The organism is Bacillus sp. SDLI1 (genome assembly GCF_001553895.1).
Lineage (GTDB): Bacteria > Bacillota > Bacilli > Bacillales > Bacillaceae > Bacillus > Bacillus siamensis.
The window spans coordinates 1,199,529-1,213,234 of sequence record NZ_CP013950.1 but is presented as its reverse complement, the minus strand read 5'-3'; the positions used below and the strand labels follow the sequence as shown (position 1 = coordinate 1,213,234).

Annotated in this window: 15 protein-coding genes; 6 read left to right on the top strand and 9 right to left on the bottom strand. The window is 47.1% G+C overall.

Annotated elements, in window-relative coordinates; genetic code table 11:
- Nucleotides 1-37: 37 nt before the first annotated feature.
- Nucleotides 38-568 (bottom strand): DUF3267 domain-containing protein, encoded by a 531-nt coding sequence (locus AUL54_RS05495; RefSeq protein ID WP_016938345.1) that lies wholly within the window; start codon nucleotides 566-568, stop codon nucleotides 38-40.
- A gap of 210 nt (nucleotides 569-778) precedes the next feature.
- On the opposite strand from AUL54_RS05495, the gene AUL54_RS05490 reads away from it, so the two are divergent.
- A complete protein-coding gene (locus AUL54_RS05490; protein ID WP_003155243.1) occupies nucleotides 779-1,120 on the top strand; it encodes a YhaI family protein in 342 nt (113 codons plus the stop codon).
- Here the strand turns inward: AUL54_RS05490 and AUL54_RS05485 are convergent.
- Both AUL54_RS05485 and AUL54_RS05480 read right to left on the bottom strand, forming a co-directional pair.
- Entirely contained in the window at nucleotides 1,117-1,728 is a 612-nt protein-coding gene (locus AUL54_RS05485; protein ID WP_060963157.1) for an HTH-type transcriptional regulator Hpr, read from the bottom strand. The two genes, AUL54_RS05490 and AUL54_RS05485, sit on opposite strands and share 4 nt — an antisense overlap.
- A 179-nt stretch (nucleotides 1,729-1,907) precedes the next feature.
- Complete coding sequence (locus AUL54_RS05480) at nucleotides 1,908-2,264, bottom strand: YtxH domain-containing protein (protein ID WP_007409224.1); 357 nt, start codon at nucleotides 2,262-2,264, stop codon at nucleotides 1,908-1,910.
- 118 nt (nucleotides 2,265-2,382) lie between these two features.
- Here AUL54_RS05480 and AUL54_RS05475 point away from each other — a divergent pair, with 118 nt between their 5' ends.
- Entirely contained in the window at nucleotides 2,383-2,574 is a 192-nt protein-coding gene (locus tag AUL54_RS05475) for a membrane protein YhzF (RefSeq protein ID WP_007409223.1), read from the top strand.
- A gap of 57 nt (nucleotides 2,575-2,631) precedes the next feature.
- Here AUL54_RS05475 and AUL54_RS05470 read toward each other — a convergent pair whose 3' ends face one another.
- The 3 genes from AUL54_RS05470 to AUL54_RS05460 form a co-directional block, all read right to left on the bottom strand.
- Nucleotides 2,632-3,150, bottom strand: a complete 519-nt coding sequence (locus AUL54_RS05470) for a tryptophan transporter (RefSeq protein ID WP_060963156.1) — start codon at nucleotides 3,148-3,150, stop codon at nucleotides 2,632-2,634.
- A 119-nt stretch (nucleotides 3,151-3,269) separates the two neighbouring features.
- Complete coding sequence (gene serC, locus AUL54_RS05465) at nucleotides 3,270-4,349, bottom strand: 3-phosphoserine/phosphohydroxythreonine transaminase (RefSeq protein WP_045925268.1); 1,080 nt, start codon at nucleotides 4,347-4,349, stop codon at nucleotides 3,270-3,272.
- 135 nt (nucleotides 4,350-4,484) lie between these two features.
- Nucleotides 4,485-4,922, bottom strand: a complete 438-nt coding sequence (locus AUL54_RS05460) for an HIT family protein (protein ID WP_007409220.1) — start codon at nucleotides 4,920-4,922, stop codon at nucleotides 4,485-4,487.
- Nucleotides 4,923-5,412: 490 nt separating this feature from the next.
- Here AUL54_RS05460 and AUL54_RS05455 point away from each other — a divergent pair, with 490 nt between their 5' ends.
- Genes AUL54_RS05455 through AUL54_RS05445 form a run of 3 tightly spaced genes read left to right on the top strand, consistent with a single transcriptional unit; the run spans nucleotide 5,413 to nucleotide 8,122 of the window.
- Nucleotides 5,413-6,156, top strand: coding sequence for an ABC transporter ATP-binding protein (locus tag AUL54_RS05455; RefSeq protein WP_060965058.1), 744 nt, complete (start codon nucleotides 5,413-5,415; stop codon nucleotides 6,154-6,156).
- On the top strand, nucleotides 6,149-7,375 hold the full coding sequence (locus tag AUL54_RS05450; RefSeq protein ID WP_060963155.1) for an ABC transporter permease: 1,227 nt from the start codon (nucleotides 6,149-6,151) through the stop codon (nucleotides 7,373-7,375). The genes AUL54_RS05455 and AUL54_RS05450 overlap by 8 nt, the downstream gene beginning before the upstream one ends.
- A 42-nt stretch (nucleotides 7,376-7,417) precedes the next feature.
- Nucleotides 7,418-8,122: an EcsC family protein gene (locus tag AUL54_RS05445; RefSeq protein WP_060963154.1), complete on the top strand. Its 705-nt coding sequence runs from the start codon at nucleotides 7,418-7,420 to the stop codon at nucleotides 8,120-8,122.
- A 21-nt stretch (nucleotides 8,123-8,143) separates the two neighbouring features.
- On the opposite strand, the gene AUL54_RS05440 is transcribed toward AUL54_RS05445, so the two are convergent.
- The 3 genes from AUL54_RS05440 to hmoB form a co-directional block, all read right to left on the bottom strand.
- The gene (locus tag AUL54_RS05440; RefSeq protein ID WP_060963153.1) at nucleotides 8,144-9,331 is read right to left on the bottom strand and encodes a M20 family metallopeptidase; all 1,188 of its coding nucleotides are present in this window, start codon (nucleotides 9,329-9,331) and stop codon (nucleotides 8,144-8,146) included.
- 68 nt (nucleotides 9,332-9,399) lie between these two features.
- Nucleotides 9,400-10,785, bottom strand: a complete 1,386-nt coding sequence (locus AUL54_RS05435) for a hypothetical protein (RefSeq protein ID WP_060963152.1) — start codon at nucleotides 10,783-10,785, stop codon at nucleotides 9,400-9,402.
- 113 nt (nucleotides 10,786-10,898) lie between these two features.
- Nucleotides 10,899-11,399 carry a heme-degrading oxygenase HmoB gene (gene hmoB, locus AUL54_RS05430; protein ID WP_016938336.1) on the bottom strand — a complete coding sequence of 167 codons (501 nt, stop codon included), beginning with the start codon at nucleotides 11,397-11,399 and terminating at the stop codon, nucleotides 10,899-10,901.
- 122 nt (nucleotides 11,400-11,521) lie between these two features.
- Between hmoB and AUL54_RS05425 the strand changes: the two genes are divergently transcribed.
- Nucleotides 11,522-13,663: a transglycosylase domain-containing protein gene (locus AUL54_RS05425; RefSeq protein ID WP_060963151.1), complete on the top strand. Its 2,142-nt coding sequence runs from the start codon at nucleotides 11,522-11,524 to the stop codon at nucleotides 13,661-13,663.
- The last annotated feature ends 43 nt before the right edge of the window (nucleotides 13,664-13,706 follow it).

The following is a 13,706-nucleotide window of genomic DNA, read 5'->3' as shown; positions in this document are numbered from 1 at the left end:
AAAAAGATAGAATGTAAGCTGAAAAATCAGCGGGACATCAGGACTCCGGCACTTTTTTTACTAAAATATCAAAGCCGTCGGATTCCTGGTCAATCAGACATGATTTTGGCGCTTTGACCAGATGCAGCGCAAACAGAAGATCAGGCAGGCAATAGCCCGCATGAATGCTCGAAATCATATAAAAGTAATGGGCGTGTCTCGGAAATGCCAAGCCTGCATAAAATAACACCGGCGTAATGAATAAAAACGGGCTGATCGTTGAAATCAGCATCGTTGTTTTCGGTATGCCTTTCCATGTTGGCATCCGTAAAAAGTACATTTTCATTTCCTTTTTTCTTTTTTTGCAAAACATCGGCAGGACATGTATGACTTTATGTACAAATAAAGTAACGACGAGCAGAACGCAAAAAGCTAATACATGCCCGTCACTTAAACTGATATTCGGACGAAGCAGCCCGAATGCCAAGAAGTTGCATATAAAAAACAGGATCATAAAACCTACAGCAGTCAATAATAAACGAACCGCACCATAATCTTTAATCAGATTAATGGTTTTCCAGCAATTCATCAGAGTCATCCTTCCGTACAAATATGGAATACAATCTCAAAATAATTTACTCTCTTCAGGAGAAAAAATCAATCCTTTTTTAAAGAAAAAAATAAACCCGGAAAGAGAAGAACAGAAGAGAGCGGTGAAACATGGAAATGTACGGTTTAACCTTTCTTCTCCATTCATTATCAGCTAAAATAAGATTAAAGATAGAAAGAAGTGAAACGGATGGATTCAATGGATCAGCGTATCGGGCGGTTAGAATATTACATACAATTGCTGGTGAAAACGGTGGATATGGATAAGTACCCTTTTTATGCGATGATGATTGAAAAAGGGCTGACCGAAGAGGAAGGTGAAGAGGTCGGGCGGATCTGCCGCGAATTGGAGGACGAGCTGGAGTCGCAAAAAGCGCAAGGCTTTGTGACGTTCGACAAGCTCCTTGCGCTTTTTGCGGGACAGCTGAACGAAAAATTAGATGTTCATGAAACGATTTTTGCTTTGTACGAGCAGGGGCTTTATACAGCGCTGATGGAAGAATTCATCGAGATTATGAAGCACTTTGATTAATTGCTGACCGGTTCCAGCTCTTCAGCCGTTTCATGGGCAGCCGATCCGCCCGCTTTTTTCTTCAGGCTTCCGTCTTCACTTTCAAAATCATTGTTTATGTTTGTCAATGATTTCTCGAATATCTCCATAAAATCTTCCCCGTAAATGTGGCGGATGACACAGGTCAATTCTTCCATCTCCGGAAACTTCCCGAATAAGTGGTAGAGCGGCTGTGAGCCTTTAAACACCGCGTTTCTCGACGGGTCAAACTCCTCTAGCAGACTTTCAAATACTTTTTCCCCTTCTTCTGTTAACTGAATGTACGTGTTCCGCTTGTCATTCAGCCGCTTGGAAAAATTCAGATACCCGCGTTCTTCAAGTTTTTTTGAAAAATTAAATGCAGTTGATACGTGCATAACGCCGAATTTGGCGATTTCCGAAATAGAAGCTCCTTTAAGCTGATAAGCAATCCATAATATGTGATGTTCATTAATATTAAGATCGTACGGCTTCAGCCAATTCTGCCAGTCTTTCTCGATAGATTTCCACAGCGCTTTGGACAGCTGCGCCATTTTTTGGGTATAGATTAAAGCTTCTTTTAAATCGTAAGGCGGTTCAACACGATTCAATACAGATCACCTGCTTCACATTTTCTTTTCCTCTATTATGCCAATAAAATAAAGATTAATAAAGATGAAAATTTAAGAATTTTATAATAAATTCTCGATCCGTTGCTGTGAAAGGCTTTAAACCGCAAAAAAAAGTGCGGAACGCAATATGTCCGCACTTTTTTTGGTTGTATAGGATATTAGTTTTGTAAGGTTTTCTCCAGCTGTCTGATTTTCTCTTCAATATCAGCGATTTCCTTTTGGAGATCCTGCTGGTGCGGCTTGATTTCCTCCTGCCACCTTTTAATGCTTGTCTGAAGCTCTCCGCCTACGTCTTTAATCACTTCGGCGCTTTCTTTCGCCGTTTGGACAAGCTGGTCTTTCAGCGCCATTCCGTCTTTTTTTAACCGTTTGATTGTGTCCTCAATAGAATTACAATTCGCTTTGATTTTGCCCCGCAGCTCTTTTCCGGATGAAGGAGCCGAAAGCAAAACCGCTGCGCCTCCGATCAATCCGCCTACGAAAAGGCCTGTTAAAAGGGAACGTCCGTCAGCCATTTGAAATCACCCCGTTTTTTTTCTCATAAGCTTTTACCATTTTTGTTCAGAAGAATAAACTTCTATACATAGCTTGCTTTATTTTAGCATATTTTTTAAGGGAAAAGGAGGGAGAAGGTTGTCTGTCTTCATGATTGTTTTATCTTGTATGGCTCTTGTCTTTGCGGCGGGCGCCGTTTATTACCTGAAACTGCTCGGTCAGGCCGCTTCTTATCCGCCGAAGCGGGTCGTCCGCCAAAAGGCCATTGTCTGCTCAGCAGGAACCGCCCTCGCATTGTTCCTTATCTTTTTCACAAAACTTCTCGTATGAAACATGCTGAAACACATTAAAAAACCTCTTCCGGCCGGAAGAGGTTTCAGTATGCGGCTATTTTGCCGTTTCAATCATATTGGACCGTTTTAAGATCGTCTGCACAATCGGATACATGATGATAATGGCGATCGCGTTCAGCGCAGCCGCCGGAAGGACGACCGCGAGCACCAATGCCGTGAATCCGCCAGGCAGGCCGACAATCAGAAGGGCCAGCGCCAGAAAGATCACACCGGAGATGAAAGTGCCGACTATCGTAATGACGGCAGCCGCCGCTGTTTTCACGCTTTTTTTCACCAAAAGCGCCAGTGCGAGAAACAGAAACGCCGTTACCGGTTTTTCAATGATATTCGGAAGCTGTCCCCCCGGAAAAGAAGTCGTGAGTGCGGAAATGATTCCCGTTACAATCCCGATCATCAGCACGTTCTGCACACGGGGGAATAACAGAATTCCCATGAACATCATCACAAGCATCATGTCGGGTTTCATTCCGAATAATACCGGGGGCATAATGGAATGAAGCACTGCTCCGATTGCCGCAAACAGGGCCATAATGACTAATTCTTTTGTTTTCATACTAAGCTCTCCTCTGCTAAGCTTTTTCGCCATCCAATAATATGCTCGTCATTTATTGCGATGGCCGGAAAAATGATATGCAAACAGTATATCAAAGGAACTGTCAGGTTAGAAGAAATTTATTCGTTTTCCTGCTGGAACTTTCTCATAAACTGAGCCAGTTTTTCACAATCAGCCAGGCTGACGGCGTTGTAAACAGACGCCCTGCAGCCTCCGACTGAGCGGTGGCCGGCGAGTCCGGTCATTTTTGCCGCTTTCGCTTCTTCAACGAATTTTTTCGTCAGACTGCTGTCGCGGAGGGTGAACGTAATATTCATGTGAGAACGGCTGTCTTTTTCGGCATGGCCCGCGTAAAATCCGCCGCTTGCATCGATTGTGCCGTACAGGACATCCGCCTTTTCCCGGTTGCGCCGTTCAGCCGCTTCGACACCGCCGTTTTCAGCCAGCCATTCAAGGACGAGGCTCAGCATATAAATCGCAAATGTAGGCGGCGTATTATACAGTGAATCGGCTTTTGTGTGGGTGGAATATTTCAAAATTTTAGGAACGTTGGCGTTTTCGTTTTCAAGCCATGATTTTTTCATGATGACGACCGTAACGCCGGACGGCCCGAGGTTTTTCTGGGCTCCGCCGTAGATGACATCAAACTTTTTGACATCAAATTTTCTGCTCAGGATGTCGCTTGACATGTCGGCTGCGAGCGGAATCGGTGAATTCGGGAACTCTTTCCACTGCGTTCCGAAAATCGTGTTGTTGGACGTAATATGCAAGTAGGCGCCGTCTTTTATCTGTGAGAGGTCCGCTTTCGGTATATGGTTGTGGTTTGAATCTGCGCTTGTTGCCGTGACGGATGTGTTTCCGAACAGTTTCGCCTCAGCGAGGGCCTTTTCAGACCATGCGCCCGTCACGATGAAGTGCGCCGTCTTCTCCGGCGTTAAAAAGTTCATCGGCAGCATTGAGAATTGAAGGCTTGCTCCGCCTTGGAGAAATAAAATATCATAATCGTCGGGGATATCCATCAGTTCTTTCAGAAGGGTTTTCGCTTTTTGATGCACAGCGTCATATTCTGTGCTCCGGTGGGACAGCTCCATGACAGACATGCCGGTATCATTGAAGTTGATAAATTCTTTCTGTGCTTTTTGCAGCACATCAAGTGGAAGGGCTGCGGGTCCTGCATTGAAATTCGTTGTACGTTCCATTTTTACGATCTCTCCCTGTTTTCCGCTTTAGTGTAAGAAATAATACAATTATCCTATCACAATTTTTAGATTTTTTTGATATGAAAAAATATTATTTTATGTATTTTATGTTTCGGGCGCAAAAAAACCTCATCCTTAAGATGAGGCAAGCCGTTTTCTGACGGTTGAGGCGATCTCCTGAAGATCGTCAGGCGTATAGTCTTCGGCATGTGTCTTCCAGACGGCTCCGAATCCGTCGCCTTTTCCGTAACGCGGAATGATATGCATGTGAAAATGGAACACGGATTGGCCCGCTTTTTCACCGTTGTTATTGAGAATATTCAGCCCGATCGGCTCGAATTCATCCCGGATGGCGCGCGCGATTTTCGGCACCGCTTCAAAATATTCTTTAGAAAGCTCAGGCGTAAACTCGTACACGTTTTCGATATGTGTTTTCGGAATGACGAGCGTGTGGCCTTTTGTGACCTGGCTGATATCAAGAAACGCAACGACGTGTTCGTTTTCGTATACTTTTGAAGACGGAATGTCACCGGCAATGATTTTGCAGAAAATACAATCGTCCGCTTTGTGCATAGATGGGTTTCCTCCCTGAAAAGAAATATATGTATATTCTCATCGTACCACAAAACCCGCTGAAATAAAAAACAGGATGAACGGCTGGCGTTCATCCTGATGCAGAAGTACGAGCTTTATCACAGAAAATTGAATATGCCTTTTGTAAGCACCTCATTTGTTTTTAAAATGAAGACTTATGGGTCTGCTTGATCATTCCTGGGACAAACACCTCATTTGATTATTTCATCATGACTGAAGAACATCATCAAAGCAGTGTGTGAAGAAATTGTAAGCATAAGACATGTTGATTTTCATCCAACTGTTCTAAGACGTCTTTTATAAACACCTCATTTTCAGTTGATTAAAGCTGTTTCCTTCTACACACATTATGATGTCCGCTATCACGATAACTATGCAGGCTTTTTTACGTGAGAAAAAAAGGGAATCGTTTCAAATCAGCCTTTATTTTTGGTACTATGAAGAAAAACGAATCAGAAGGGGAGAAATTATGTCTCTGCTATCGGTAAAAGACTTAACCGGCGGTTATACGAGAAACCCGGTTTTAAAAAATGTTTCATTCACCCTTGAGCCGAACCAGATTGTCGGACTCATCGGATTAAACGGCGCGGGCAAGAGCACGACGATCCGGCATATTATCGGTTTAATGGACCCGCATAAAGGCTCGATCGAGCTGAACGGCAAGACGTTTTCAGAGGATAAAGAGGGCTATCGTTCGCAATTTACGTATATCCCCGAAACGCCGGTGCTGTATGAAGAACTGACGCTCAAAGAGCATTTGGAGCTGACGGCCATGGCGTACGGCCTTTCGAAAGAAACGCTTGAAAAAAGGCTTCCGCCGCTTCTGAAAGAATTCAGAATGGAAAAAAGGCTGAAATGGTTTCCCGCTCACTTTTCCAAAGGGATGAAGCAGAAGGTCATGATCATGTGTGCGTTTCTCGCGGAGCCTTCGCTTTATATTATTGACGAGCCGTTTCTCGGGCTTGACCCGCTTGCGATCAATGCATTGCTGGAGCGGATGGACGCCGTGAAAAAAGCCGGATCAAGCGTGCTGATGTCAACGCATATACTGGCGACGGCAGAGCGCTACTGTGACGCTTTCATCATTTTACATAACGGCGAAGTACGCGCAAGCGGCACGCTGGAAGAATTGAGAGAGCAGTTCGGCATGAGAGACGCCGCTCTTGATGATTTATATATTGAACTGACGAAGGAAGACGCCGGCCATGAATAATATGTCTGCGATTTGGCGGTCCCGGCTTGAGGAGCATATAAAGGAAACCAGAATGTATATGAAATATATGCTCAATGATCATCTCGTCATTGTCCTGATCTTTTTTATTGCCGGCGCTGCGAGCTGGTACAGCAAATGGGTCAAAGACATTCCCGTTTATTTCCCGTCCTTTTGGGTGATGGCGGTGCTCTTTTCTATCGTGCTGACGGGTTCATACGTCCGGACGCTGTTAAAGGAAGCGGATCTCGTGTTTCTGCTGCCGCTTGAACCGAAAATGGGGACTTACTTTAAGCATGCATTCAAGTACAGCTATCTGTCACAGCTGTTTCCGCTTATCGCTCTGTCGCTTGTATGCATGCCTCTGTTTTTCGCTGTAAGTCCGGGGGCGTCGCTTGCGTCGTATGCCGCCGTTTTTATTCAGATGCTGGCGGTGAAGGCGTGGAATCAGGCCATGGAGTGGCGGATGACATTTATGAATGACAGAAGTATGAAAATGATGGATGCAGTCATACGCTTTAGCTGCAACATGCTGCTTTTATACTTCGTCTTACAATCGTTTTATCTGTACGCTGCCGCCGTCTACATTGTGATGGCCGGCCTTTATGTCTATTTCACATCAGCCGCGAAACAAAAATCGTTAAAATGGGAAGCTCATATTGAATATGAATTAAGAAGGAAGCAGCGGTTTTACAGAGTCGCCAATCTGTTTACCGATGTGCCTCACTTGAAGAAACAGGCAAAACGCCGGGCATATCTCGACTTTTTGCTCAGAATGATTCCGTTCGAACAGCGGAAAACGTTCTCCTATATGTATGCGCGGGCCTTTCTTCGTTCAAATGATTATCTGGGCATTCAGGTCAGGCTCACGATTATTTTTATCCTGATTATTATGCTCGCTTCCGCCAATCCGTTGATAACGGCGGCGTTAACCGTATTTACCGTCTTTATTACGGGGATACAGCTTTTGCCGCTGTTCGGGCATTTTCATCATCTGTCGTTACAGGAGCTTTACCCGGTCAATCAGAAAGCGAAGCTGAAAAGTTTCTTTTCACTGATGAAATCGGCGTTAACCGTGCAGGCACTGCTGCTTTCGGCAGCGTCAGCCTATGCCGCGGGAGTCAGCGGGGCGCTTTATGCCGCTATCGCTTCAGCCGTCCTGATCTTTGTGATGATGCCTTCGTATATGGGCGGCAGATTGAAAAAGTACGGCAGGCTGTAATCAAACGGTTTTTTGAAACCTATACGAAAGAAGGAGACGCGGATGGCCGGCGATCAGCAGCTGATACAGGAAGCCCTGCAATGGAAAGCGCGTTTTTTGCGTAAGGATTCCATGTTTGAACGTTTTTCTAAAGGCATGCAGGCGAAAATAAATGAGCGGATTCCCGGAAAAATTCATGCCGTCATCACAGAAAGCATTAAAAAAATGACCGAAGCAACAATGGCGGGGTCAAACCTGATAAAAAGCAAGCGGGATACAAACGGCATGTCGCTTTCAGAAAAAGATGCCCTCGCCAGACAAACCATCGCATCCTATCAAAAGGTGGCGGCAGCCGAGGGCATCGGTACGGGGGCCGGCGGAATTTTTTTGGGGATGGCCGACTTTCCTTTGCTGTTGTCCATTAAAATGAAATGTCTGTTCGATCTTGCCTCCATTTACGGCTATGATGTGAAAGATAGAGATGAACGATTGTTTTTGCTGTATATTTTTCAGCTTGCTTTCTCAAGCGGTGAACAGCGGAAACGCATATATTCAATCATTGAACATTGGGATTCAAAAAAGCATGAAGTTGATTGGAGAGTTTTTCAGCAGGAATACCGCGACTATCTGGACGTGGTGAAATTGTTTCAGCTTTTGCCGGTCGTCGGAGCCGCCGTGGGCGGAGCGGCCAATTATAAACTGCTGTCACAGCTCGGTGAGACGGCAAGGCACGTTTTTCATTTAAGAATTACAGCAGCCGGTACGTAATGTACCGGCTGTTTTTAGTGCCTATCGGGGGTAGCTCACTGCGGCGCCGATCAGCACCTTGGCGGCGGTCAGCATCGCTTTTTCATTAAAATCAAATTTCGGATGATGGTGAGGGTAAATAGATTCCGCATCGTCTAAAGCGGCGCCCGTAAAGAAAAAAGCGCCTTTTGTATGCTGCAGATAATAGGAAAAATCCTCTCCCGCCATCTGCGGCTCTCCTTCAACGACTTTCGTGACGCCGTCTGTTTCCGCGGCGGCTGCCGCAGCGTGCGCCGCTTCCTCCTGATGATTGACGACGGCGGGATAGCCGCGTTTGAAACGATACTCATAGGAAGCGGAGTGCATGGAACAGATCCCTTTTACGACAGCTTCTATTTCTGCTTCGAGCAGGCTGCGCACCTCCTCATCAAACGAGCGTACGGTGCCTGTGATAACTGCCTGATCAGCAATGGCGTTAAACGGATTTTCAGCGATGAATGAGCCCGCTGAGATGACGGCCGGCTGCATAGGGTTTACACGGCGGCTCACGATATGCTGAAGGGCTGTGACGATTTGTGAGCCGATTAAAACGGCGTCTTTCGTATCGTGAGGGATCGCACCGTGGCCCCCTTTGCCGATGACTTTAATCGTAAAGCCGTCAGCGGCGGCCATCACTGGGCCCGGGCGGCATAAGACCGTTCCGACGGGTTCAGTCGCCCATAGGTGTGTGCCGAAAACGGCATCGACATGTTCAAGGCAGCCGTCCTCAATCATTGATTTTGCTCCGCCGGGAGATAATTCCTCGGCGTGCTGGTGGATCATTACAAATGTTCCTTTCAGTTTTTCCCGGTTGTGATAAAGCACTTTTCCGGCAGCAAGCAGAGCCGCCGTATGGCCGTCGTGGCCGCAGGCGTGCATGACGCCGGGAATTTGTGAAGCATAGGGCACATCTTTTTCATCCTGTATCGGCAAAGCGTCAAAATCAGCCCTGAGCGCGACACAAGGTCCCGGTTCTCCGCCTTCAATATAGGCTGTGACACCGTTTCCCCCCACGTTCGTCCGGATGGGAACGCCGAGCTTTTCATAAAACGAAGCGATGAATGCCGGTGTTTTCTTCTCTTTAAAGGAAAGCTCGGGATTCCTGTGAAGGTGACGTCTGATTTCAACCATTTCCTCATACAGCCCGTCAAGCTGAGCGTACAAGCTTTTTTGAAGTGTCGTTAATGTCAAAAGCGGTGCCCCCTCGTCTGCTTTTCCCATGATTGTATAGAAAATGTCAGAAGATTTCAATCTTTTTGCTACGGAAGAATGATGATGGCAGCAATCGTCGTGACGATAAGTCCGGCCGTCACCGGGATAAAGTTTTTTCTGGCAAGCTCAAACGGGTCAACTTTACAAATAGCCGCTGCGGGAATAAGTGCCCAAGGGACCAATGTTCCGCCCCCGACCCAGATCGCTGAAATCTGGCCCAGCGCCGTTAAAACGGCCGGATTCGTATGAAGCGCTGCTGAAAACAGCTTTGCCATCGAGCCCGCAAGAGAAATACCGGAAAAGCCTGAACCGTCAAGCCCGGTAATCGCGCCGACTGCGGTCAGGGCGATGCCGGCGAATTCCCCGGACATCGGAAAGGAGTGGGACAGCGCCAGGCCGAGGTCATTGACGATACCCGCAGATCCTTTCGGCAGCGAGGTGTTCAACATACTTTTAAACCCCGCGTCACCGAGATAAAAGAAAGCCGCGATCGGAATGACGGGGCCGAATACTTTAAAGCCGAATTGAAAACCGCCGATAAAATACTCAGTGATCTTTTCTAAATGCCGCTGCTTATGCACGATGAAATGAATGATCAGGAGAATGCCGATCGCCGTTCCCCCCACGAGCGCCGTCGCATCATTTCCTTGCAGGCGGTAGACGATCATGCAGATAATATCGGCGAGGAAAACAAGCGGAATGAGAACAGCCAGAGTCACTCTGAGTTTTTTCGGGAGATACATGCTTGTGTCCAAAGAACCGGTGCTGTCAAAGGAGAGGGGGACCTGCGTTTTTTTTCGCTCCCGCATGATGAGAAAAAAAGCGGTGATTGTCGTCGTTAACCCCATGATTAAAACGAGCGGAATACTAGCCTGCATGACATCGCCCACAGGAACGCCCGCGGCATCGGCTGTCAATTTCGGCGCCGCCTGAATGACGTAATCACCTGATAAAGCGAATCCGTGGCCGAACAGGTTCATCGCCATTGCCGCGGCGATCGGAGAAAGGCCCGCCCGGATCGCCGCGGGAAGCAGCACAGCGCCGATCAGCGCCACACCGGGTGACGGCCAGAAAAAAAGAGAGATGGCAAACATCAGGCAGCCGATGATCCAATACGCGGCAGCCGGCCCCTTCATCAGCTTTGCAAACGGAGAAATCATCGCTTCATTAATACCTGTTTTGGTCAAAAGGCCGCTCATCGCCACGATAAAACAAATAATAAAAATCGTCGGCAGCAATTCCCCGGCGGCATACGTGAAGCTGTGAAACAGGCTGCTGACCGAAGCGGAGAATGAATGCGTAGTCCATAGCGCAATCACAAAAATACCGGCAAGTGAAATAAAGGTTGTATCTTTTCTGAGAAGCATAAAAACGATAATGGCCGCGATAAAAGCAACATAAAGCAGATGTACCGAGTAGACGCCGATCCCCAATTGAACCACTCCGTTTATAAATAGGATTGCTACAGGTTATTCATAGGCGGGCGGAAGGTGCAAAGAGGAGGCGGAAAATCGGGACTAAAAAAGCCGGAGAATCTCCGGCGGTTTTAATCTATAGCGTAATAAGCGGTTACATAAGACGGGCGGGAGAAAATGGACGTCGTGTCGATGCCGGCTGATGTTCCGCGTTTTTTATGGGCTTCCTGATAAGAGTTTGACTGCTGCCAGCCCTGAAAGGCTTTTTCCTCTTCCCACAGGGTCAGGATGACATACGTGTCGCCTTCAAGCGGCCTTAATACGCGGATGGCTTCAAAGCCGGGTTCATTTTCCACTTTGCCGGCGCGGTTTTTAAACCGGTTTTCAAACAGCGGACGGCCTTCCTGGGTAACGGCGATGTTATTGAGGACGGCGTAGCCCGGATGTTTGATTTCACCGACACTGTCGATGCTTTCATAGGAATGGGGCGCCTGAAAAACGGTTTCTCCATTTGTCTCGTGGATTAAAATCGCATTTTCCTCTCCTTGCATCAGCACCATATTCTCATTTGGGTGTTTCTTTGCAATCGTTTTTAAAAAATCGGCTGTCCCATATGTAATATAAACCTTCATATCAGCCACCTCCTGCTTGCTAGTATAACAAAAGAGTGGTATAAGTTTCTATTGGCGACTCATTCTGACATAATTCGAAACAATATTTCCCATACTACAAGTTAAGAAAGGCGAGGTGACTTATGCTGAAAAAGAAAAAAAGATTCTTTATTCCGGCTGTAATTGCGGCGGTAACCGCTTTTCTCGCGTTAATCGGATACATTATCATTATATTTCTCGGCCATTATGTCATCGATGAAAAGAAATTAATCCTGCACGCATCTTCAAAAATCGTCGATCAAAACGGTGATGAAATCGCGAGTCTTTATACCGAAAACCGCGAACCGGTATCCATTCAGGAAGTCCCTGAAGATGTGAGAGATGCCTTTATCGCCGTTGAAGATAAACGGTTTTACGAACATCACGGCATTGACGTGAAGTCTGTCGGCCGGGCGATGTTCCGGGATATTTTAGCGGGCGGCAAGGTGGAGGGCGGAAGCACGATCACCCAGCAGCTGGCGAAAAACATTTTTCTGACTCATGATAAAACATTTTTGCGCAAAACGAAGGAAGTCATTATCGCCATCAATCTTGAGCGTGATTACAGCAAGGATAAGCTGCTTGAAATGTACCTGAACCAGCTCTATTTCGGCCATGGCGTTTACGGCATTCAAGCCGCGTCTCACTACTATTTTAATAAAGAAGTAAAAGATATAACCGTTGCAGAAGGCGCCGTTCTGGCGGCTATACCGAAGGCGCCTTCCCTTTATTCGCCGATTCAGCATCCCGGCAAAAATAAAGAGCGGCGCGATACGATTCTTTCCATGATGAACGATCAAGGCTATATCAGCGCAAAAGAAGCCGTCAGAGCCCAGGGCAGGACATTGGGGCTTCATATCAAGAAAACATCTGAAACGCCTTGGTTTGACAGTTATATCGATCTTGTCATCAAGGAGGCGGAATCCCGTTATTCGATGTCAGGCGAACAGCTTCTTCAAGGCGGCTATACGATCCGGACATCGCTTGATTCCAAACTGCAGAAAACGGCATATACGCTCATGAGGGAAAGCGGCTATTTTCCGGGAACGGATCAGGCGGCGGAGGGAAGCGCCGTCTTTATTGATAATAAAACCGGAGGCGTCCGCGCGGCGGTCGGCGGGCGCGACTACGTGACAAAAGGATACAACAGGGTAACGGCGCCGCGGCAGCCGGGCTCAACGTTTAAACCGCTTGCCGTATACGGGCCCGCCATGCAGGAGGACAAGTTCAAACCATACTCGCTTCTTCAAGACAAACTGCAGTCTTACAACGGGTACGAACCGAAAAATTATGACGGACAGTACAAGGGGCAAGTGACGATGCAGGACGCAATCACCTACAGCATAAATGCGCCCGCTGTCTGGACATTGAAGCAGATCGGCGTGGATACGGGAAAATCGTATCTTAATAAAAACGGCATAAACATTTCTGACAACGGACTCGCGATTGCGCTGGGCGGTCTGTCAGAAGGCGTCACCCCGCTTCAGCTGGCCGGGGCTTATCATACATTTGCGGCAAACGGAATGTATACGAAGCCATTTTTTATAGAGAACATCACGGACGAAGACGGAGAAACGATATCCGGGCCTAAAAACGGCAAAACGCGCGTCTTCAGCGGACAGACGGCATGGAATATGACGAGGATGCTTCAGCAGGTCGTAAAAGAAGGAACCGCTTCACAAGGCAGCTATCAGGGCGGCCTGGCGGGGAAAACCGGCACGACGTCATTTACCGGCGTTCCCGGCGCCACGAAGGACGCCTGGTTTGCGGGATACACTCCCGGACTGACGGGAGCCATCTGGATGGGGTATGACAAAACAGATAAAACCCATTACCTGAAAGGCGGAAGCCAGTATCCTGTCAGACTCTTTAAAGATATCGTCACAAAAGCGGGGGAAAACGGCAAAACATTCAAAAAGCCCGAAAATGTGAAAGAACTGGGAAGCCCGATTGAGCTGAAAGCGGTGAAGTCCCTGTCGGCCGGTTATACATTTAAGGCGATGGGACTGATTACGGTTCAATTAAAATGGGATGCCCAAAAGGATGATCGGGTTGTTTACCGAATATATGAAAAGAAAGACGGAAAAGAGAAGCTTCTGGATTCGGTGAAAGGAAAAGGCAGCTTTGACATACCATACGCCAACCTGTTTTCAGGGGCTTCATACAAAGTCGTTCCATATAATTCACAGACGAATCAAGAAGGAGAGGGAACGGAATACGTTCAGCCGAAGCTTTTCTCTTCTTAATGATGAATTCGGCGATTTTTTGAACATTAGGCCTCAATTCTAT

Bases quoted from the DNA above. Each gene is read 5' to 3' on its own strand.
- AUL54_RS05470 (WP_060963156.1), bottom strand. From the start codon at position 3,150: ATGAAAACAAAAGAATTAGTCATTATGGCCCTGTTTGCGGCAATCGGA.
- serC (WP_045925268.1), bottom strand. From the start codon at position 4,349: ATGGAACGTACAACGAATTTCAATGCAGGACCCGCAGCCCTTCCACTT.
- AUL54_RS05450 (WP_060963155.1), top strand. From the start codon at position 6,149: ATGAATAATATGTCTGCGATTTGGCGGTCCCGGCTTGAGGAGCATATA.
- AUL54_RS05495 (WP_016938345.1), bottom strand. From the start codon at position 568: ATGAATTGCTGGAAAACCATTAATCTGATTAAAGATTATGGTGCGGTT.
- AUL54_RS05460 (WP_007409220.1), bottom strand. From the start codon at position 4,922: ATGCACAAAGCGGACGATTGTATTTTCTGCAAAATCATTGCCGGTGAC.
- AUL54_RS05490 (WP_003155243.1), top strand. From the start codon at position 779: ATGGATTCAATGGATCAGCGTATCGGGCGGTTAGAATATTACATACAA.
- AUL54_RS05455 (WP_060965058.1), top strand. From the start codon at position 5,413: ATGTCTCTGCTATCGGTAAAAGACTTAACCGGCGGTTATACGAGAAAC.
- AUL54_RS05445 (WP_060963154.1), top strand. From the start codon at position 7,418: ATGGCCGGCGATCAGCAGCTGATACAGGAAGCCCTGCAATGGAAAGCG.
- hmoB (WP_016938336.1), bottom strand. From the start codon at position 11,399: ATGAAGGTTTATATTACATATGGGACAGCCGATTTTTTAAAAACGATT.
- AUL54_RS05480 (WP_007409224.1), bottom strand. From the start codon at position 2,264: ATGGCTGACGGACGTTCCCTTTTAACAGGCCTTTTCGTAGGCGGATTG.
- AUL54_RS05425 (WP_060963151.1), top strand. From the start codon at position 11,522: ATGCTGAAAAAGAAAAAAAGATTCTTTATTCCGGCTGTAATTGCGGCG.